Origin of the sequence: Streptococcus hyointestinalis (assembly GCF_041225505.1) — a bacterium.
GTDB classification, from domain to species: Bacteria; Bacillota; Bacilli; order Lactobacillales; family Streptococcaceae; genus Streptococcus; species Streptococcus hyointestinalis_B.
In genome coordinates this window covers 14117-33135 of the sequence record NZ_JBCLSK010000019.1, presented here as the reverse complement: position 1 = coordinate 33135, position 19019 = coordinate 14117, and the positions used below count along the sequence as shown (strand labels likewise).

Here is a 19019-nt window from a genome sequence, read left to right as displayed (position 1 = left end):
TCTTAGGTAAATCAATCCAGTTTAATCCTCAATAGTCCGTCTTTGATGTACCGATACACTGTCTTGGTTGAAGGGATAACTACCCGAAAAAATTACTTGATTACAAATCTCTAAGAGATTGTTTTGGTACTGGCTAACTTGCACTTGAAATTTACCCTCAGTCTAGCTTCCTTTCTCATAATTATAGTTTTTAGAGATCTTTGAGATAACTTTCTTCACCATAACCTCGTGATTGTAATCCTTCTTCCGCAAGCTTTACTAGGTGGCTGCAAATGACGTCTAGTTCTTTTTCATCGTTTGTAGGAAGGATTGTTTTTGCAAAAAGGCGTCGCATGTATCTGTAATCATGATGGTATTTTTCATATAAAGGAAGATTATCCAAATAATCGCCTAGTTTTTCGAGGTTATTAAATAAGCCAAGATGAAAGGCGACGGGGGCAAAGTTTTTATCTAGGGCTTGCGTGCAGGTGCTTCGGAACTCAACGGTGCCCCTTGTTGTCACATCTTCGTAGTTATAGCTCCGATGATAAGCAAAGTCCTCTTCTTTAGGTTTTATGTTGACGATATTCCCCTTTAAATCATAGGATTTGATGGTATCTTTTTCAAGATAATCTTTGGCTCTAATCGGAGAAAAGTAGAGCAGTTTTCCCTCTTTCATGGTGGTAAAAAGGCTGGTCTGATCAAGATAATCTATCAAATCATCAATCCCTGTCAAAGTATGGTCATAAAGACCGCTGTTTTGGAGGTGTTTGCCATGCATGGACTCTTCCCAAAAAACATCTCGTGACAGACGTGTATCCCAATTACTGTCCCAAAAGGTAGAATTAGCAAATAAGTAAGCTTTTATCGGCTCTAGCTGGTTGAAGCGGTTAAGCACTGGGATGAGGTTTTTCTCTGAAATGTCAAGTTGCACTTGATTGCCACAAATAAAAGCGCCATAGTCTGGATAATCGTGAAAAGCACCCTCCTGCTCTTCTTGTGATAAAGCCAAATAGGCTAGTAACATTTGATAACGAGGCAAGGCAACTGGGCGATTATCGTTGATTTTCCAATGGGGGTGAACACCCCAACCTTGCAACTCGTGATGGTGCTTATGGAGATAGGGCTGGATAAGCTCCAGATAGCGCTTAAAGCGCTGGTCGATTTCTTGGAGAGTCAATGCTTTTTCAAAAGCGAACTCTAAGATATTGTAAGACACTTCAAAAAGGATAACATCTCCAGAAACGGGCTCTTTGACCTGAACATGGGCACCGTCTGCGTCTTTTTGCACGGATTGAAAACCGAATTCCTCTACTAAGTAGGCTAGCAGCGCCTTTGAGACGGCAATATCTGTCGCAGCGCCCAGTGTATTGACAATAGGAAATTCAAACTCGACTCCTATATAGGCTTGGGGATTGGTTTTAATCGGCTTGATATAGCGATTGTATAGCAATTCCTTTGAACGTGTCATGGCAACCTCTCACTTTTTCTTTTTAACATTATACCATACTTTTCTTTATTATCAGAATATTTCGATAGCAAAAAAGCGCTACTGCGCTTTTTCATTTTTCGTCTAAACCAATGCGTTTGAAGACTTCATCAACACGTTTGGCGTAATAACTTGGGTTGAAGAGTTCATCAATTTCGTCTTGGGTAAGGCGGCTGGTTACTTTTTCATCAGCTTCTAGCAGCGGCTTGAAGTCCACTTGATTGTCCCAAGAGTAAGCTGTTTTTGGCTGTACGAGGTCATAAGCTTCCTCACGAGTCATGCCTTTTTCAATCAAGGTCAACATAACACGTTGGCTGTAAATCAAGCCGAAAGTAGACTGCATGTTGCGTAGCATATTTTCAGGAAATACTGTGAGGTTTTTCACGATGTTGCCAAAACGGTTGAGCATGTAGTCGATAAGAATAGTAGTATCTGGTGCGATAATACGCTCAGCAGATGAGTGAGAGATGTCACGCTCGTGCCAGAGAGCAACATTTTCATAGGCTGTCACCATGTGACCACGGATGACACGTGCAAGACCTGTCATGTTTTCAGAGCCAATTGGATTGCGCTTGTGTGGCATAGCTGAGCTGCCTTTTTGCCCTTTAGCGAAGAATTCCTCCACTTCACGCTGTTCAGACTTTTGCAGACCACGGATTTCGGTCGCCATACGCTCTATTGAAGTCGCAATCAAGGCAAGCGTTGCAAAATATTCAGCATGGAGGTCACGTGGTAAGACCTGCGTTGAGATTTCTTGCGGACGAATACCTAGCTTGTCGCAGACGTATTTTTCCACAAAAGGTGGGATATTGGCAAAGTTACCAACGGCACCAGAAATCTTACCAGCCTCGACACCTGCTGCTGCACGCTCGAAACGCTCGATGTTGCGCTTCATCTCGCTGTACCAAGTGGCAAGCTTGAGCCCAAAAGTCGTTGGCTCTGCGTGAACCCCGTGGGTACGCCCCATCATGATGGTGTGCTTGTGCTCACGTGCCTTGTCCGCCACAATCTCAGTAAAGCGCTTCAAATCTTCACGAATGATATCATTGGCTTGCTTGTAAAGGTAGCCGTAAGCTGTATCCACCACGTCAGTTGAGGTCAAGCCGTAGTGCACCCACTTGCGCTCTTGACCAAGGCTCTCAGACACGGCACGAGTAAATGCCACTACGTCATGGCGTGTTTCTTGCTCAATTTCTAAAATGCGTTCGAGGTCAAAAGTCGCCTTCTCACGAATCAGCGCCACATCTTCCTTGGGAATCTCACCCAACTCAGCCCATGCCTCGTCAGCTAGAATCTCTACCTCTAACCATGCACGGTACTTGTTTTCTTCACTCCAAATGTTCGCCATCTCAGGGCGTGAATAACGTTCGATCATTTTGTTTTTGCTCCTTTAAAATTCATCTTTATCCCATGATTTACTCTTTAATTTATCCAATGTTATCCATTGATCAACTCCTTGATTATCACGTATAAGCTTTTTCACCAAATCTTGTGCATGATATCTATTTACTCCCCAAGCAACATAATTTAGGATAGATATAGCTATATTTTTAATGACTTGTGAAAAATTACTAGAAATAACTAAACATTAATCACACCTGATAAATCTGACAACGATTTAGTTATTTCGTATTCTCTATGAAACCTGCTAACAACCCCCTGATCTTCAAGTAAATTTTTTTTTAAAAATCTTGATAACGATAGGCTTTGTAAAATCTAAAACTTCATAAACTTCTGCAAAGCCACCTTCTCCCAATTTTCTTAGTTTGTCATACTTTTCTTCAATATTATACAAATATTTTATTGCTTCTTCTTCCGTTTCAAAACCTTTATAGTCTTGCCCAGGAAAGCCATTAATTTGCCTCTTTGCCTCTTCCTAATCGGAATAAACACCAGGTTCTGCACCTACTCGAACAGCATAGTACTTTTTCATTCTAAATCTTCTCCTAAAATATTTTTCTAAAATTCTTCCGCATCATCACTAAACACCGTCACATGACCCATTTTGCGGTTGTGCTTGGCGCCAAGCTTGCCGTAGAGGTGGAGGTGGGCAGAGGGGTGGGTGTGGACAAAGTCTTGGGCTTTCTCGACGTGCTGGCCGAGGACATTAAGCATAACGGCTGGAGCGTGAAGGCGAATCGCAGGAAGCGTCTCTCCCAGAACGCCTAGGATATGGGTGTCAAACTGCGAGAAGTCGCAAGCTTCAATACTGTAATGCCCAGAGTTATGCGGGCGCGGCGCAATTTCGTTGACGAGGATGTCATCTGCTGTCGCAAACATCTCGACGCAAAGCGTGCCTGATAGGTGCAGCTGCTCAGCGATTTTTATCGCCATCTGCTTGGCTTTTTCTGCTAGGTTCTCTGAAATGCGGGCTGGTACGATGGTTTTTGAGAGGATATTGTTGCGGTGGATATTTTCCTGCACGGGAAAGACGGTTACGTCATGCCCGTTACCAGAGACGATGACAGAAATTTCAAGGTCAAAGTCGACAAACTCCTCTAGCACGCAGTAGGCTTGGTCTGCCAAGTCACGAGCTGCCTGCAAGTCCTCTTGACTACGAATGACCACCTGACCGTGTCCGTCATAGCCGCCAGTCGCTGTTTTGAGGACGTAGCTTTTGGAGAGGTTAAGGGCGTCCAAGTCTTGTGCAGATTTGATGACCTTGTAAGGGGCAACTTTCGCCCCTGCTTGATTGGCTAGAAAGTCCTTTTCAAAAATGCGATTTTGCGAAATACGCAAAAGATCCGTGCCCTGTGGCAGTTGACCAGGCTTGATGACCTGATCCAGACCGTCTGCGTCCACATTTTCAAACTCGTAGGTCAGCACATCGCAACGCTCTGCCAGCTCACGAAGAGCTGCTACATCGTCATAGGGAGCGACGATAACCTTGCTGACACGAGAAGCCGGACAGTCCGCGGCAGGATCAAGGGTGATGACCTTGTGGCCCATGTAAATGGCCGAAATTGCCATCATCTGCCCTAGCTGACCGCCGCCGATAATGCCAATGGTCTTAGATGAGTTCATCGGTTGACGCCTCCGCAATCTTTCCTTGTTCCTCTGCAAAGTCTGCTAGCTTCTGTGCAAGGTCTGTATCCTCAATAGCGAGGATACGCAACGCCGTCAGAGCTGCGTTGGTAGCACCTGCTTCGCCGATTGCCATGGTAGCAACAGGCACACCGCCCGGCATTTGCACGATAGAGTACAGCGAGTCTAGTCCGCTGAGAGCTCGAGACTTAACCGGCACACCAATGACGGGCAGAGTGGTCTTGGCTGCGACCATACCTGGCAGGTGGGCTGCACCGCCTGCGCCTGCGATGATGACCTTGATGCCCCTGCTGCGAGCCTCTTCGGCATGGCGAAACATGAGGTCTGGCGTACGGTGGGCAGAGACCACCTTTTTCTCATAAGCAACGCCGAATTGGTCTAGTACCTCGGCGGTTTTTTGCATGGTTGCCCAGTCAGACTTGCTCCCCATGATGATAGAAATACTTGCTGTCATAGTGCCTTGCTCCCGATATCTGATCTGTAAAATAGTCCTGTCGTTTCTTGCTCTTTTAGTTTTTCGTAGATGGTCTTTTGTGCTGTGGCAACGTCATCTGCTGTGGTGACCAGCATATAGACACGTCCGCCGTTTGACAGCAGATCTTTGCCGTTTTCAGCAAACTTAGCGCCCGCATAGTAGGTCGTGATGTCGCCTGTCGTCTTCTCTGGCAAGCGCACGCCTTTTTCATAAGCTAGCGGATAACCTTCGCTCGCTACAACCACACCTAAGGTCACACCCTCATCTGTCCAAGTGATGTCAGGCGTCTTTTGCTCTAAAATATCCGTGATATTCTGCGCAAAATCGCTGGTCAAGCGTGGCAGGATAATCTGAGTCTCAGGGTCACCAAAACGAGAGTTGAACTCGATGACCTTGGGACCGTCCGCTGTCAAAATCAGTCCCGCATAGAGTATACCAAGGTAAGGGCGCCCTTCGGTAATCATGCCCTCAAGCACAGGCTTGATGATGGTCTCAACAGACGTCTCAACGACAGACGGCGCCAAGTGAGGAACAGGTGCATAAGCACCCATACCGCCTGTATTTGGACCCTTATCACCATCAAAGGCACGCTTGTGATCCTGTGCGGTCGGCATAATGTAAAACTTGTCACCGTTGACAAAGGCAAAGAGGGAGAACTCCTCGCCGTCCAGAAACTCCTCGATGACCACGCGCGCACCGCTGTCGCCAAATTTATTGTCCAATAGCATGTCGTAGGCAGCAGCTACCGCTTCTTCGACCGTCATAGCAACGACCACGCCCTTACCCAGTGCTAAGCCGTCTGCCTTGACCACGATAGGTGCACCTTCTTTTTCGATGTAGGCTTTTGCCGCCTCAAAGTCTGAGAAAGTCTCATAACATGCCGTTGGCACACCGTATTTTTTCATGATAGACTTGGCGAAGTCCTTGGACCACTCCAGCTCTGCCGCTGCTTTTTTAGGTCCAAAAGCCTTGAGCCCAGCAGATTCAAAGTCGTCCACAATCCCTGCTGCCAAGGCATCATCTGGACCCATAAAAGTCCAAGCAATGCCCTGCTCTTTGGCAAAAGCAATCAGCGCTGAATGTTCGGAAATCCCGATATCCACTAAATCCAGACCATCTAGCGTCATTCCGTCATTTCCCGGTGCGACAAAAACCTGACTCACCTCTTTTGAGTCCAACAGTTTTTTTGCAATAGCATGCTCACGTCCTCCTGAGCCAACAACTAAAAGTTTCACAACCTCACCCAAACGAACGCCTTAAAAGAGCCAATAAACGGATATTAGCAACTCTTTTTAGGTTCATCCTTTCAAATAACGAATTTTACAAGATTATTATAACATATTTGTTCGTCTAAATCTATTGGAAATCAAAAGGCTGAGAATTTCTTCTCAGCCTTTTCTTAAAATGGTAGCTCCTCTTCTTCTAAGACGAGGTCAGCAAGGTCAGCGCCTGTGTTGTTTTCACGCATAGCACGCTGGGCACGACTCTCTAGAAGCTGGAAAGACGATGCCAGCACTTCTGTGATGTAGTGCTTTTTGCCGTCTTTTTCGTATTTTCGTGTTCTCAGCTCACCGTCTACTGTGATGAGACTGCCCTTACTGCCATAGCTGGCTAGCGTCTCTGCTAGGCGCCCCCAAACAACGATATTGATAAAGTCAGCCTCTCGCTCGCCGTCTTGGCGCTTGAAGCGACGGTTAACCGCCAAGGTCACACGTGTGACCGACTTGTCATTGGGTGTTTTGACCATTTCTGGCGTAGCTGTTAGACGTCCGATAAGAATTACTTTATTATACATAACTTACCTCCTCACCTTACTTATTCGTCAAAAAATGCTAAAATGAAATCACTTTTTGAAAAAGGAGAAAGCTATGAGTGTATCGATTGACCATTATAAAAAAATGCTGGCGCAGCCTTGGGGCAAAATCCAGTACGAATTGACCTTTCACCACCTGCGCCATATCACAAACAAAAAAGTCCTAGACTTTGGTGCAGGCTTTGGCTTGACCAGCCAACACCTCGCAAAGCACAATCAAGTTACGGCTGTCGAGCCTAATTGTGACCTGCTTTTTGCCGACTCTAATCAGAACTTTACCAAAATCGCAGGCAGCCTTGAGGTGCTCGAGACATTTCCAAATAAGAGCTTTGATGTCATCCTCTGTCACAATGTCCTCGAGTACATCCCAAAGGAAGAGCACGCTGACTACCTCGCAGCGTTTGAGCGTCTCTTGACAGACAATGGGGAGCTATCGCTCATCAAGCACAACCTCACAGGCAAAGTCATGCAGGCAGTGGTGTTTGAAAACAACACGCAAAAAGCAAATGCTCTACTAGCAGGCGATACGCACTTTGACAGCCCTAGTTTCTCGCAAGGCAACAGCTACACTCTTGAAGAATTAGTCGCAAACACTCGTCTCAAACTACAGAGCTATCAAGGCATGCGCACCTTTTACTCTCTGCAACCAAACAACGTCAAAATGGAAAAAGACTGGCTGGAGCGAATGCTCGCTCTTGAGATACAGGTCGCTGACCTCAAACCCTACAAAGACATCGCCTTTTTACAATACGTGACGCTAACAAAATAGACCGCTACCTTAGGTAACGGTCTATTTTAACCTTGTGTCCAGTGTTTTTGGCTATCAAAGGCTTCACCTACGACGCTAGTCTCGTCTAGCTCGATGATACCACGTTTTTGAGGAGCATTTGGCAGTGCCAACTCACGAGGACTGCACATCATACCAAAACTGTCTTCTCCACGCAATTTTCCTGGGAAAATGAGGCTGCCATTTGGCATCATTGCACCTGGCAGAGCTACGATGGTTTTCAGACCGAGCTTGGCATTTGGCGCTCCAGCGACAATCTGCACCGTCTTGTCCTCTGCGATTTTGACTTGGCAGATGTTGAGGTGGTCACTATCTGGGTGTGCTATCATCTCGACAATCTCACCAACGACAAACTTAGGCGCATTGTCATTTACCAAACGTTCGCTAAAACCTTCGGCTTCAAGCTCTTGGTTAAGTCTAGCGACGTCTTCGTCTGTCAGAAAGACTTGCCCCGCACCGTCCAGTGTGATGAGACTTGAAGCGTCAAAAATATTCCACGCTACGGTTTCATTGCTGTCCTCTAAAAAGACACGTGCCACCTTTCCTCTGCGCTCAAAAGAGAGCTTTTGGTCTTTACTATCTGTGACAATCACCATCAGCACATCTCCGACGTGTGCTTTATTGTAGCTAAAAATCATGCCTGTGTTTTCCCTTCTAAATCGGCTAAAAATGCCATAATCTCTGCTTTTGTTTTACGAGCTTTGCTTACAAATCGTCCGATTCCCTTGCCCTTTTCGAGGACGATAAAACTTGGAATGCCGTAGACGTCCCAAGTCTTTGCTAAATCAAGGAAATCATCCCTGTCAATGCGAAGAAAGGTAAAAGTTGAAAATTTCTCCTCAATCTCTGGCAAAGCAGGATAGATAAACTGACAATCTGGGCACCAATCCGCCGTGAAAAAGAGCACCAAACGCTCACTCTTTTCAATATAATCTGCAATGTCTTCATAAGATTTTGGACTAATCATGGCACATTCCTTTCTGTACTATCTGCTCTTGACAGGTCAATATGGACTATCGTTTTTTATTTTACCATAAAATAGTGTAAAATAGAATTATAGAATCGAGGTAATTATGACTGAACTTTTTGACAAAATCAAAGCCGTCACAGAATTGGACGGTATCGCAGGACATGAGCACAATGTCCGTAACTACATGCGTAAGCGCATGACGCCACTGGTTGACAGCATTGAGACGGATGGTCTTGGTGGTATTTTTGGTATCAAAAAAAACGCTGACGCTAACGCTCCTCGTATCATGGTCGCAGCACACATGGACGAGGTCGGCTTTATGGTCTCTAGCATCCAAGCGGACGGGACTTTTCGTGTCGTAGGGATTGGCGGCTGGAACCCGCTCGTTGTCAGCTCTCAGCGCTTCACCCTCTACACACGCACAGGTCAAGCCATCCCTGTCATCTCAGGTTCTGTGCCTCCTCACTTCCTACGTGGGAAAAATGGCGGAGCTAGTCTTCCAAATGTCTCTGACATTATCTTTGACGGAGGCTTTAGAGACAAGGCAGAAGCAGAGCAATTTGGCATCGCACCTGGGGACATCATCGTACCAAAATCCGAAGCCATCCTCACTGCCAACCAAAAAAATGTCATCTCAAAAGCTTGGGATAACCGCTATGGCGTCTTGATGGTGCTTGAGCTGCTCGAGCAACTCAAAGACACACCGCTTGATAACACCCTCATCACTGGCGCTAATGTCCAAGAAGAAGTCGGTTTACGTGGCGCACACGTCTCCACAACCAAGTTTGACCCTGAGCTTTTCTTTGCCGTTGACTGCTCACCTGCTGGTGATGTTTACGGTGACCAAGGACATATCGGAGATGGCACTTTGATTCGTTTCTACGACCCAGGGCACATCCTGCTAAAAGACATGCGTGATTTTCTCTTGACCACCGCCGAAGAAGCAGGTATCAAGTACCAATACTACACTGGAAAAGGTGGTACAGACGCTGGTGCCGCTCACTTGCAAAACAGTGGTGTGCCGTCTACAACCATCGGTGTCTGCGCCCGCTACATTCACTCCCACCAAACCCTCTATGCTATGGATGACTTTTTAGAAGCGCAAGCCTTTTTACAAGCGCTCCTCAAAAAACTTGACCGTAGCACCGTTGATTTGCTGAAAGCCTACTAGGAGGACCTATGAAAATCGGATTTATCGGTGTCGGGAAAATGGCTAGCGCTATCATCAAGGGGCTAAAAACCACCCAGTATGAACTCATCATCTCAGGCTCGTCTCTAGAACGCAGCAAGGAAATCTCTAGGCAGCTCGACCTTGCCTACGCCAATTCGCACCAAGAACTCATCGACCAAGTGGATCTGGTCATTCTGGGAATCAAACCTCAGCTCATGGAGACTGTGCTAACGCCACTATCCATCACAAAGCCTGTCCTCTCTATGGCAGCAGGTATCACGCTCTCACGGCTAGCGCAGCTGACTTCTAGTGAGCTTCCGCTCATTCGTATCATGCCAAATATCAATGCCACAATCCTCGCAAGCACGACTGCCATCTGCGCAAATGAGTTTGTCTCAGAGGAACTGTTTGCTACTTGCCAAGCCATTTGTGACAGTTTTGGTGAGACCTTTGCTATTACTGAAAAAGACTTTGATACCTTTACCGCTCTAGCCGGCTCAAGCCCAGCTTATATCTACCTTTTCATCGAGGCGCTAGCCAAGGCTGGGGTCAAACACGGTCTCGCAAAAGACCAAGCGCTAGCTATTGTGACACAGACTGTTTTAGCCAGCAGCAAGCACCTCCTAGAAGAAAATGAACAACCACACGCTCTTATCGATAAGATCTGTAGCCCAGGAGGGACAACCATTGCTGGACTCCTTGACCTTGAAAAAACAGGGCTAACAGCCAGCGTCGTCTCAAGCATTGACGCTACTATCCAAAAAGCAAAAGAATTCTAAAAAAAGCTAGAACATCTGTTCTAGCTTTTTGAAGTATGAATAACGTAATGATAAAAGACCGCTCCAGTTAGCCCTGCCACTAAACAGCCAATGCCACGCGCTAGCCAGATATTGGCAACAAGTCCTTCAACAATATTGCTGAAAAAATGCCTACAATTGCTGCTAAAACCAACAAAACAAACCATTTTAAAACTGTTATCATACATTCTCCTTTTATTTCTATTATCTTTATCAAAGAACACCTGTTCTAGTTTTTTATTGCGCCATCATTAGGGCAAAGGCAAGGGCGTTGTTTAGGATGTGAAGCGTGAGACTATACTCAAAGCGCTCGGTCTTGTAGTAAAGAAAAGCCATGACCACTCCCATACCGCCGTAAATAATCCAATCGCCTAGATTATCAGCACCATGAACTAAAGCAAAGCCAAGTACACCCACGATAAAGCCGATAACTTCATGATTTTTAAAGAGAACCTTTGGAATCAGATAACGAAAGATCAGCTCCTCAATGAGAGGCGCTATAAGCACCACAAAGAGTCCCATAAAGGCAGGCGACAAGAGCGTAAACAACTGCTCAAGAGCTGCTTGATTGCTGGTCGTTGTCGCACCAGAACCTTCTATCAAAGTCATGCCCACCTGGTTGCAAACGATAATCAAGGCATAACCAAGCAGCTCCCACAAGATAAGTGACTTGGGCTTGATGGTCTTAAAGTCCAACAGTCCTTTTTTCTGCGCATAGGTCACAAAACCTGCAAAAATCGCAAGAGCAAACAGAATCCTTAGAGCAAAGGCAAGTGAGCTCTGATAAACACTTATTGCCATCATGACGACAAGTAAGCCCTGGTCAATGGCTGCAAAGCCAATAATCACGCCGATAATTTTTAACTTTTCAATAACTGTTTTCATGCTTTTTCTCCGATTGTAGTTGATGGTGGCGCAAGCCCCAGAAAAGCAGAGCGCCAGTTAGCACAAGCCACAAGAGTAGAAAAATCAAAGATTTATCCATGATCTGGTAGTGTTTTCTATCTAGGAGATAGTTAGTCATTGTACCCATAAAGGTAAAGTCAATGGCTTTTTTAAGGCTGTTATCCATCATGGCAAAAAATGGCATAAAAGCAACTACCAACATAAATGGCAAGCTCAAAATCGTTGCTTGCGTCTGTGTCTTACAGATGATACCAATGAAGATAAAAAGACCCAATGCCACAAGAGCCGTCAGAAGATTGACCACAGCATAGGTCAGCCCCAAGCTAGACAGCGATACACCGAGATAGAGCGGCAAAGCGATGAGATAGACCAGCTCAATGACCAAAGGCAGAGTGAGATTGGCTAGTAGATACTCTAGGCTCCCCATACCCGCTAACTGGAGACTCACCAGATTGTGCTTTTCATTTTCCTCGGCAATGAGATAGGTAATGGTTGTGCCGATAAAACCGAGTATAATCGAAAGCATAGTCGCCATAATCATATCAGATGACTGGCTTGACGGCATTTTACTAAACATGAACTGATAAAGTAGCACCATAGCAACAGGAAGAAAGAGCTGCACCAAAAGCGTTTTATTTGCTGCGATAATCTCCCACCGTAACCACAATAAAGCTTTAAACTGTTTAAACATCTAACTTTCCTCCTGTCAATGCAATGAAAACATCCTCCAAAGTCGGCTCTGTCGAGTGAATAGACTCAACAGCTGTCATATCAAGCTGGCTAAGCTCGCTATAAGTCAGCTCAACTTGACTATCATCGTCATAGGTGACCACGACTTTTTTGTCTGTGTGGTATTTTTTAATCAGGTCTTTTGGACGACCTGTCTCAACGAGACTTCCCTTATCAAGGAGCGCTAGGTTATCACACAAGAGCGTTGCTTCGTGCATGTCATGCGTGGTCAGAAAAATGGCTGTGCCTTTTTCTTTTAACTCCAAGAGCAGACGGTGGATGAGACGAGTCGTCATCGGGTCAAGCCCGCTGGTAGGCTCATCCAAAAAGAGAAGATCTGGCTCATTAAGGAGCGCTCGTGCGAGCAGCATACGCTGCTTCATGCCGTTGGATAGCTTTTCAGCTACCTTGTTGCGGTCGTCATAGAGATTGACACGCTTTAGTAGCTCGTCAACTCTCGCTTTTGAAACGCCGTAGAGCTTAGCGTAAGCCAGCATATTTTTGTAAAGGGTCATCTTTTCATAAAAACCGCTGGTGTCACTGACGATACCGATCTTTTCATAGTCCTCTCTTTTAAGCTGTGCTGGAGTCTTGCCAAGTACAGCAATCGCACCCTTATCAGAGGACAATTGCCCTGTCAAAATCTTAATAGTCGTTGTCTTACCTGAGCCAGACGGACCTAAGAAACCAAAGATTTCTCCCTTTTCAACAGCAAAGGAAACGTCTGATAGCGCTAACTTATCTGCAAATTGTTTTGCTAAATGCTTGACCTCAATTAAAGCCATAATAACCTCCTAATAAACCCTCTCCACAATAAAGCGAATCACGATAAAACCGTAAGATATCAAGACCAAAAAACTATAAAGCAAGGCTTCATAACTAATATCAAACCCCAGCAAATGATGACACAAAAGCAAGACCATGACAGCTACCGCAAGCAAACTATAGATAATCTTGACAGTCAGCTGTGTCAGATACTTGTTGCGCTCATCCATTGCCTTGATGTAATTAGCCTTTAAGCGCTTGTCGCTTTTTAGCACGTAGATATTTCGTCCGATACATGCGACAAGCCCTATAATCAAACCTAGAACAAAGCCACTGTTAAAGCTATCTAAGGACAGCTTATAGAACAGCACGGCAAAGACCAAGACTAGCACAAACAACAAAGCCGTCACTCGCTTTATCACCTTACGATAGTTTTCCACTGATGGCTTGCCACTTTTTGTCGTCATAAAGGTCACAAACATCTCTCCCTCCTTCATCATGCACCAGACCTCAATCCACCTCTTCGTAGATGAAAATATCCTCGATTGATTTGCCAAAAAAATGAGCAATCTTAAAGGCTAACTCTAGTGACGCAGTATAGCGCCCTTTTTCTAGCGAGATAATGGTCTGTCTGGTGACACCTAGTGCATCCGCCAGCTCAGCTTGGCTGAGCTTTTGTGTTTTTCGCAATTCTTGAATGCGTGTTTCCATGTTTCACCTCACATTCATTTAGTAAAGTTTGCTTTACATCTATAAGTATAGTACACTTTACATTTTGTGTCAAGCTTCCTTTACATTTTTTATAACAAAAAAGCTGTTGCAAGCAACAGCTTTTCTGGTCTTATCATAATATTCGATAACGAGGTTAATTATTTTTGAAAAACTCCACATCACGAGCAATCATGAGTTCTTCATCTGTTGGCACAACGAGAACCTTGACACGAGAGTCTGGTGTTGTAATCTCACCAACATGCCCAAAGACATTCTTTGCTGGGTCGATTTCCATGCCAAACCAAGAGAGCCCTTGGATAATATCCTGACGCATCATCGGAGCATTTTCACCCATACCTGCTGTAAAGACAATCGCATCCGCTCCGTTTAGCACGGCGAGATACTGTCCGATAAACTTCTTCAGACGGTCAATAAAGATATTATAAGCTAGAACGGCATTTGGATCATGGCGCTGCAGTCCATCCTCAATGTCACGCATATCACTAGAGATACCCGACACTCCAAGAAGCCCAGACTGCTTGTTGAGCATATCTACAACATCAGCGGCGTCTTTTAGCTCTGGATCTTGAGCGATAAGATAAGGGATGATGGCTGGGTCAATATCACCTGAGCGTGTGCCCATCATAGGACCTGCAAGCGGTGTGAAGCCCATTGACGTATCCATAGACTCACCGTGATAGTTAGCAGTGACAGAGACACCGTTGCCCACATGGGCTGTGATGAGCTTGAGCTCTTCAAGCGGACGCCCTAGCATTTTAGCGGCTTCTTGAGCGACGTACTGATGGCTTGTGCCGTGCGCTCCGTACTTACGCACCTTATATTTTTGGTAATATTTCTGTGGAATCGGATAGAGATAAGCATGCCTAGGCATGGTCGTGTGAAAAGAGGTGTCAAAAACAACAACACTGACAATATCTGGCAAAATCTCACGAAAAGCTCGAATACCAGCTGCCGCACCAGGATTATGTAGAGGCGCAAGTAGAGACAGCTCCTCCACCTGCTCAATCACTTCCTCGGTGACTAGAGCCGATTTTTTAAAGTATTCACCACCAGCAACCACACGGTGACCCACACCTGTGATTTCATCGTAGTCTTCGATGATACCGTGGCGCTTCAAATCCTCTAGCAAAATCGTAACCGCCTGTTTGTGGTCTACTATATCTAGCATCTGTGTATATGAGGTCCCGTTAAATTTTACGGTCGAGCGTGAGTCTTTAAGCCCAATACGTTCAATCAATCCTTTAGCGATAACGACTTCGTCTGGCATCTCATATAACTGCCACTTGAGACTTGAGCTTCCAGCGTTAATGGCAATTGTCTTTGTCATAAGTCACCCCATCTAATTTTATTTAAGCGTTTTCAACACATCTCTATTCTATCATAAAATTTTAGGATTGACCATTATCAGTTTTCCATTTTTGGAAATTTTCGATAAAAGCAAGCATGCTTTCTTGCTGCTGCAAGTCGCCAAGCTGGTAGACAAAGGTCTCTTGTGGCGTATCTATTTGCTTTTTAAGGACAAAGATGGACTTGGCATTTTTTTCATGCCCAAAAAGATTTTCTGGCAAGGAAATAACCGCTAGAACGCTAGCTGATTGATGGAGCCAAGCCTTTAACAAATCACTTTGCGGGCTGGTTAGGAGATTGTTTGGCGCTAGGAAAATAGCCAGACCATCCTTCTTTAGGTATTTGAGCGATTGCTCCATGAGCAGATGATGGGCATAGGTGTGCTCGCTCGTGCTAGCCACTTGGTAGCGTTTTGCAACAGCGTCGTTTGGATAATAGCCAATTGGCAAATCACTGATAATGACATCACTTGGCTTCATCAATTGCGGGCGCACAGCGTCTTCTTGGATAAACTGCGCATCTAACTGCATGACATCAGCCATACTTGCAGACAAGTCAATCAGCAAATCATCCACTTCAATCCCCATGTAGTGCAGTTCTTTTTGGCTGTTATTTAAAAGCGTATAGGCTAGATTTCCCGTACCACTGCCAATCTCCAGTACATCAAGACTCTTATCTGCCGTCAACTCCTCTAGCAAATACAAAAGAATAAAGCCAATGCTATCTGGGGTCAATTGATGATTGACCTGAAGTAGCTCTGTTTGTGACGCTTTTATCAGTAAAAACTGAAAAGCACGACGCCACTCCTCAGCAGAAAGATTGAGCTTTTCAAGCGCTTGGTTATTGTCGACAATACGAGAATCCTGCGCTTCCTTTGTCACATAGAGCGCATTTTGCTCAATCAGCGCATCGTAAAAAGTCGTTTTTAGCTGATTTTGAATGAGCTGTACATTCTCAATTAATAAGGCATAAGCCTTTTCAATGGTTTCAAAATTCATGTCTTCCTCCGTGTCCTATCATACCAAAAAATAAACAGAAAGAAAAGCTAGGCTAAGCCTAGCTTTTCGATGAATTGGGCGTGTCTTGGTCTGTCTTTAGCTCAGTCTCGAATGTAGAAGGTATCGTCTCTTCTTGGGTTGAGGCATATGAAACATTAGTTGAGGATTGAGATGAGGACGACACTTCTGTTTTTGGTGTCGTATGAAAAGTGTAGTGATACCTTCCTTTTGAGGAGAGAGTGACTGTTACATCCAAGCGTTTGTCTTTAGACTCTACTGTGACCTGTGTCCCTTCAAAGGTAAGAGCAGCGTCTTTTTGGTCTTTGACTAAGGTCGCAATCAGATAAGCCTTGCTGGCTTCTTCTTGCGCCAACTGCTGGATGTGACTGGCTCGAACACGCCCAAGGTAAAATTGTAATAAAAGAGTGAAGATAGTAGCCATCAGGAGAGCATAGAGGAGAACTCCCGCCTTAACTTTGCGCTTTAAAATCATAGATAAATGTCCTCTCTAAGCCGTCTTTAAAGGTCAAGTGCAGAGTGACAAGCCCATCCGTTTCCTGCACCTGACAAGCTTTTAAGCCAAAGATCATGGGCTGATAGCCTTTATTGTTACCATTTGTTTTACGAAAGTCATCGCTAGTAGATAAGCCGTAAGCCAAGTCTTGGTTGCCCTTTTTTTTAACGTAGACTTTTTGCTCTGTCGCATGGTCTAGCTGGCAGTTTTCCCACTCGCTTTGCAGCTGCTTAGCAAAGAGTAGCCAATTGCTTTGGTGATTGCTAGAAAAATAGTGAATATTACTTGAGAGCGTTCGTGTTAGCCCTTGATAGACAAGGACAGAACCTGATATGACTAAGAGTGCTGTCAAACACTCTATAAGTGTGAAACCTTTAGCTTTGGTTTTGGTGAGAAAACTGAGATATTTTTTCATACATTAAACTCCATATTTTGATACATTGGTAGTAACATTGCAGCGTAAATCATGACGATAACGAGTGCTACAAAGATAAAAATCAAGGGTTGGATGAGTTGGGTTGCCTTTTGCAAGCGTAAAAAGAATGTCTCCCAAGTCTCATCGGCATAGATGTCTAGCTCAGCGCCTAGTTTTGCCTTGACCTCGCCGTACTCGATGATAAGCCCTAACTCTCTTAGGAAAAAGGGGTAAGACAGCACCGTCTCACAAAAGGTCTGACCAGACAGGAGCTTTTCTTCTAAGTCACTGCCAATCTCGTTAAAAAGTTGTGACTTTTGCTCCTGCATGAGACGGACAATCTGAGATAAATCCACTCCTTGACCGATGAGATTGCCCCACTCACGAGCGTAGTAAGCTGTCAGATAGAGCTTGACATAGCTACCGATAAAGGGAAGCTTATTTAAGAGCGTAGCTGCCCTTATACGAGACATCTGCCGTAGCCAAAGATAGCACGCAGCTAAAATGGCGAGACCGCCAAAAAGAAAGGCGAAAAAGAGAAGAGGAAAGGAAGCCACTAGATGTGTCGCTAGATTACCACCATCCAGCTGAGGAATGAGGTAGTTTTTGAGCCCTATCATGATTAACACTAAAAAACTAAGGAGGATGATAGGATAGGTCGCTACTTCAACCAGTTTTTTCTTGAGTGTCGCCATGCTGCGCATATAACTCTCGATTTTGGTCAGACCCTTTTGAGTGTTGCCATGAACATCAGCAAGGGACATCTGGGTGACGATGGTATCTGAAAAGCCAACAGCTGCCATCATCTTTGCCATACTGTCTCCCTCTAAGAGCGAGGCTTCCATCTGGCTGGTGTAGCTGTCATTCAGCAACTGACTGCGTTTTAAAAATGTCACCATCTCACCGAGTGTAAAGCCACTAACAAAAAGATTGTTAAACAGTTGGATGAGTTTTGCCTGCTGTCTAGCAGACAATCTTTTCGATGGTAGCTTCTTTCTTAGTGATATGTCCGTCTTTAGCCAGCTGATCCATCTGGGCGTTCCACTGGTCTGCACTATGCTCTTGGAAGTTTTCTGTGGCAAAATCAATCACACCTCCTCCCCCAATCAAGCGTTGATAAGCAATCATGCGAAGGCTATTATCCAACTCTTCAAGACTAACACCAAGCTCTAGCAAGCGAGCGTAAACACCTGTGATACTCTTGGCATGGATGGTAGAGAAAACCATAGCCCCTGTTAGACTAGTACGGATAACCGCTCGTGCCGTTTGGCTGTCTCGAATCTCACCAATGATGAAAATATCAGGGCGGTGCCTGAGCGAGAGCTTGATGAGACTGTCATAGGTCATGCCGATACTTTCATTGAGCTGGAGCTGCAGCATGTTGTCTTGCTTGATTTCGACAGGGTCTTCGATGGTGATAACCTGCTTATCGCTAAACTGGTCAGCAACCAGCTGGTGCATAAGCGTGGTCTTACCACTGCCGACAGGGCCTGAAAAGAGATAAAGCCCCCGACCAGCGACTACTGGTTTTAGCCGCTCTAGTCCGTCAAACCAATAGCAAAGCTCATGGCGCCCCGAGTAGAGCAGGCGAATGACCAGACTCTCAAGCCCACGATAATCACCGACGCTGGACAAGCGAAGAGAGACCATCTCATCGTCATCAAAAGCATAATCACACGAACCCAGTTGGCTACGTCTCTTTTCACCAACATTCATTCCTGCAACAAATTTAAAGTGACCAATAAGACTAGCCATCCGATCATTCCCAAAAACATCTATAAACCGCCTTTCATCACCAATTCTCATAAAAACATCGTATTGCCTAGCTTTTGGAATAATGTAAATATCCTGTGCATTGGCAGCAACAGCTGTTTTGATGAGGTCTTTGGCTAACTCTTGTACCATGATTACCCCTTTCTAAAAGAGCAATTTCCTATTGAGCAAGACATAACACCACAGCCAACGACATTGATAAAGGATAGATTTTGAATGGTAATGAAATATAACGAAGGGTGTTAGCTGTGGTGCTATGCCTTGCTCACTTATTCTATTCGTAAGAAATCACAAAAGTTGAAGAAAATCGTAAA

The 19019-nt window shown here is 45.1% G+C and carries 22 protein-coding genes and 1 pseudogene; 3 read left to right on the top strand and 20 right to left on the bottom strand.

All coding sequences use genetic code 11. The features are described from left to right. Positions 1 to 190 precede the first annotated feature (190 nt). The 7 genes and pseudogenes from AALA56_RS06020 to AALA56_RS05990 form a co-directional block, all read right to left on the bottom strand. Positions 191 to 1450: a glutamate-cysteine ligase family protein gene (locus AALA56_RS06020; RefSeq protein ID WP_369909209.1), complete on the bottom strand. Its 1260-nt coding sequence runs from the start codon at positions 1448 to 1450 to the stop codon at positions 191 to 193. A 91-nt stretch (positions 1451 to 1541) separates the two neighbouring features. Further along, positions 1542 to 2843, bottom strand: a complete 1302-nt coding sequence (gene purB / locus AALA56_RS06015; protein WP_369909208.1) for an adenylosuccinate lyase — start codon at positions 2841 to 2843, stop codon at positions 1542 to 1544. Positions 2844 to 3134: 291 nt separating this feature from the next. Next, positions 3135 to 3401 (bottom strand): annotated as a pseudogene (locus AALA56_RS06010) (ribonuclease H1 domain-containing protein). A 26-nt stretch (positions 3402 to 3427) separates the two neighbouring features. Continuing rightward, a complete protein-coding gene (gene purK / locus AALA56_RS06005) occupies positions 3428 to 4492 on the bottom strand; it encodes a 5-(carboxyamino)imidazole ribonucleotide synthase (RefSeq protein WP_369909207.1) in 1065 nt (354 codons plus the stop codon). After that, positions 4479 to 4967, bottom strand: a complete 489-nt coding sequence (gene purE, locus AALA56_RS06000) for a 5-(carboxyamino)imidazole ribonucleotide mutase (protein ID WP_369909206.1) — start codon at positions 4965 to 4967, stop codon at positions 4479 to 4481. The genes purK and purE overlap by 14 nt, the downstream gene beginning before the upstream one ends. Next, a complete protein-coding gene (purD, locus tag AALA56_RS05995) occupies positions 4964 to 6223 on the bottom strand; it encodes a phosphoribosylamine--glycine ligase (protein WP_369909205.1) in 1260 nt (419 codons plus the stop codon). The genes purE and purD overlap by 4 nt, the downstream gene beginning before the upstream one ends. 164 nt (positions 6224 to 6387) lie before the next feature. Continuing rightward, entirely contained in the window at positions 6388 to 6783 is a 396-nt protein-coding gene (locus AALA56_RS05990; RefSeq protein ID WP_115268068.1) for a single-stranded DNA-binding protein, read from the bottom strand. A 73-nt stretch (positions 6784 to 6856) separates the two neighbouring features. On the opposite strand from AALA56_RS05990, the gene AALA56_RS05985 reads away from it, so the two are divergent. Continuing rightward, positions 6857 to 7570, top strand: coding sequence for a class I SAM-dependent methyltransferase (locus AALA56_RS05985; protein ID WP_369909204.1), 714 nt, complete (start codon positions 6857 to 6859; stop codon positions 7568 to 7570). A gap of 26 nt (positions 7571 to 7596) precedes the next feature. On the opposite strand, the gene ytpR is transcribed toward AALA56_RS05985, so the two are convergent. After that, a complete protein-coding gene (gene ytpR, locus AALA56_RS05980) occupies positions 7597 to 8226 on the bottom strand; it encodes a YtpR family tRNA-binding protein (protein ID WP_369909203.1) in 630 nt (209 codons plus the stop codon). After that, positions 8223 to 8555: a thioredoxin family protein gene (locus AALA56_RS05975; RefSeq protein WP_369909202.1), complete on the bottom strand. Its 333-nt coding sequence runs from the start codon at positions 8553 to 8555 to the stop codon at positions 8223 to 8225. The genes ytpR and AALA56_RS05975 overlap by 4 nt, the downstream gene beginning before the upstream one ends. Before the next feature lie 106 nt (positions 8556 to 8661). On the opposite strand from AALA56_RS05975, the gene pepA reads away from it, so the two are divergent. Then, positions 8662 to 9729, top strand: coding sequence for a glutamyl aminopeptidase (gene pepA / locus AALA56_RS05970; protein ID WP_369909201.1), 1068 nt, complete (start codon positions 8662 to 8664; stop codon positions 9727 to 9729). A gap of 8 nt (positions 9730 to 9737) precedes the next feature. Further along, a complete protein-coding gene (proC, locus tag AALA56_RS05965; protein WP_369909200.1) occupies positions 9738 to 10508 on the top strand; it encodes a pyrroline-5-carboxylate reductase in 771 nt (256 codons plus the stop codon). A 255-nt stretch (positions 10509 to 10763) separates the two neighbouring features. On the opposite strand, the gene AALA56_RS05960 is transcribed toward proC, so the two are convergent. From AALA56_RS05960 to comGA, 11 genes are all read right to left on the bottom strand, one after another. Beyond that, the gene (locus tag AALA56_RS05960) at positions 10764 to 11411 is read right to left on the bottom strand and encodes a CPBP family intramembrane glutamic endopeptidase (RefSeq protein ID WP_369909199.1); all 648 of its coding nucleotides are present in this window, start codon (positions 11409 to 11411) and stop codon (positions 10764 to 10766) included. Next, entirely contained in the window at positions 11395 to 12123 is a 729-nt protein-coding gene (locus tag AALA56_RS05955; protein ID WP_369909198.1) for an ABC transporter permease, read from the bottom strand. Before AALA56_RS05955 ends, AALA56_RS05960 begins: the two co-directional genes overlap by 17 nt. Then, complete coding sequence (locus tag AALA56_RS05950) at positions 12116 to 12946, bottom strand: ABC transporter ATP-binding protein (protein WP_369909197.1); 831 nt, start codon at positions 12944 to 12946, stop codon at positions 12116 to 12118. Before AALA56_RS05950 ends, AALA56_RS05955 begins: the two co-directional genes overlap by 8 nt. A 9-nt stretch (positions 12947 to 12955) precedes the next feature. After that, positions 12956 to 13426: a hypothetical protein gene (locus tag AALA56_RS05945; protein ID WP_369909196.1), complete on the bottom strand. Its 471-nt coding sequence runs from the start codon at positions 13424 to 13426 to the stop codon at positions 12956 to 12958. Between the two features lie 10 nt (positions 13427 to 13436). Then, on the bottom strand, positions 13437 to 13637 hold the full coding sequence (locus tag AALA56_RS05940; protein WP_369909195.1) for a helix-turn-helix transcriptional regulator: 201 nt from the start codon (positions 13635 to 13637) through the stop codon (positions 13437 to 13439). Positions 13638 to 13791: 154 nt separating this feature from the next. Continuing rightward, positions 13792 to 14985 (bottom strand): acetate kinase, encoded by a 1194-nt coding sequence (locus AALA56_RS05935; protein ID WP_369909194.1) that lies wholly within the window; start codon positions 14983 to 14985, stop codon positions 13792 to 13794. 61 nt (positions 14986 to 15046) lie between these two features. Beyond that, complete coding sequence (locus AALA56_RS05930) at positions 15047 to 16003, bottom strand: class I SAM-dependent methyltransferase (RefSeq protein WP_369909193.1); 957 nt, start codon at positions 16001 to 16003, stop codon at positions 15047 to 15049. Positions 16004 to 16061: 58 nt separating this feature from the next. Further along, positions 16062 to 16496, bottom strand: a complete 435-nt coding sequence (gene comGG / locus AALA56_RS05925) for a competence type IV pilus minor pilin ComGG (protein ID WP_369909192.1) — start codon at positions 16494 to 16496, stop codon at positions 16062 to 16064. Beyond that, positions 16474 to 16932, bottom strand: a complete 459-nt coding sequence (gene comGF / locus AALA56_RS05920) for a competence type IV pilus minor pilin ComGF (protein WP_369909191.1) — start codon at positions 16930 to 16932, stop codon at positions 16474 to 16476. Before comGF ends, comGG begins: the two co-directional genes overlap by 23 nt. Further along, positions 16929 to 18014, bottom strand: a complete 1086-nt coding sequence (gene comGB / locus AALA56_RS05915) for a competence type IV pilus assembly protein ComGB (RefSeq protein ID WP_369909190.1) — start codon at positions 18012 to 18014, stop codon at positions 16929 to 16931. The genes comGF and comGB overlap by 4 nt, the downstream gene beginning before the upstream one ends. Further along, positions 17896 to 18837, bottom strand: a complete 942-nt coding sequence (comGA, locus tag AALA56_RS05910) for a competence type IV pilus ATPase ComGA (protein ID WP_369909189.1) — start codon at positions 18835 to 18837, stop codon at positions 17896 to 17898. The genes comGB and comGA overlap by 119 nt, the downstream gene beginning before the upstream one ends. Positions 18838 to 19019 lie beyond the last annotated feature (182 nt).

Bases quoted from the DNA above. Each gene is read 5' to 3' on its own strand.
- AALA56_RS06020 (WP_369909209.1), bottom strand. From the start codon at position 1,450: ATGACACGTTCAAAGGAATTGCTATACAATCGCTATATCAAGCCGATT.
- purB (WP_369909208.1), bottom strand. From the start codon at position 2,843: ATGATCGAACGTTATTCACGCCCTGAGATGGCGAACATTTGGAGTGAA.
- purK (WP_369909207.1), bottom strand. From the start codon at position 4,492: ATGAACTCATCTAAGACCATTGGCATTATCGGCGGCGGTCAGCTAGGG.
- purE (WP_369909206.1), bottom strand. From the start codon at position 4,967: ATGACAGCAAGTATTTCTATCATCATGGGGAGCAAGTCTGACTGGGCA.
- AALA56_RS05990 (WP_115268068.1), bottom strand. From the start codon at position 6,783: ATGTATAATAAAGTAATTCTTATCGGACGTCTAACAGCTACGCCAGAA.
- AALA56_RS05985 (WP_369909204.1), top strand. From the start codon at position 6,857: ATGAGTGTATCGATTGACCATTATAAAAAAATGCTGGCGCAGCCTTGG.
- ytpR (WP_369909203.1), bottom strand. From the start codon at position 8,226: ATGATTTTTAGCTACAATAAAGCACACGTCGGAGATGTGCTGATGGTG.
- AALA56_RS05975 (WP_369909202.1), bottom strand. From the start codon at position 8,555: ATGATTAGTCCAAAATCTTATGAAGACATTGCAGATTATATTGAAAAG.
- pepA (WP_369909201.1), top strand. From the start codon at position 8,662: ATGACTGAACTTTTTGACAAAATCAAAGCCGTCACAGAATTGGACGGT.
- proC (WP_369909200.1), top strand. From the start codon at position 9,738: ATGAAAATCGGATTTATCGGTGTCGGGAAAATGGCTAGCGCTATCATC.
- AALA56_RS05960 (WP_369909199.1), bottom strand. From the start codon at position 11,411: ATGAAAACAGTTATTGAAAAGTTAAAAATTATCGGCGTGATTATTGGC.
- AALA56_RS05955 (WP_369909198.1), bottom strand. From the start codon at position 12,123: ATGTTTAAACAGTTTAAAGCTTTATTGTGGTTACGGTGGGAGATTATC.
- AALA56_RS05950 (WP_369909197.1), bottom strand. From the start codon at position 12,946: ATGGCTTTAATTGAGGTCAAGCATTTAGCAAAACAATTTGCAGATAAG.
- AALA56_RS05945 (WP_369909196.1), bottom strand. From the start codon at position 13,426: ATGATGAAGGAGGGAGAGATGTTTGTGACCTTTATGACGACAAAAAGT.
- AALA56_RS05940 (WP_369909195.1), bottom strand. From the start codon at position 13,637: ATGGAAACACGCATTCAAGAATTGCGAAAAACACAAAAGCTCAGCCAA.
- AALA56_RS05935 (WP_369909194.1), bottom strand. From the start codon at position 14,985: ATGACAAAGACAATTGCCATTAACGCTGGAAGCTCAAGTCTCAAGTGG.
- AALA56_RS05930 (WP_369909193.1), bottom strand. From the start codon at position 16,003: ATGAATTTTGAAACCATTGAAAAGGCTTATGCCTTATTAATTGAGAAT.
- comGG (WP_369909192.1), bottom strand. From the start codon at position 16,496: ATGATTTTAAAGCGCAAAGTTAAGGCGGGAGTTCTCCTCTATGCTCTC.
- comGF (WP_369909191.1), bottom strand. From the start codon at position 16,932: ATGAAAAAATATCTCAGTTTTCTCACCAAAACCAAAGCTAAAGGTTTC.
- comGA (WP_369909189.1), bottom strand. From the start codon at position 18,837: ATGGTACAAGAGTTAGCCAAAGACCTCATCAAAACAGCTGTTGCTGCC.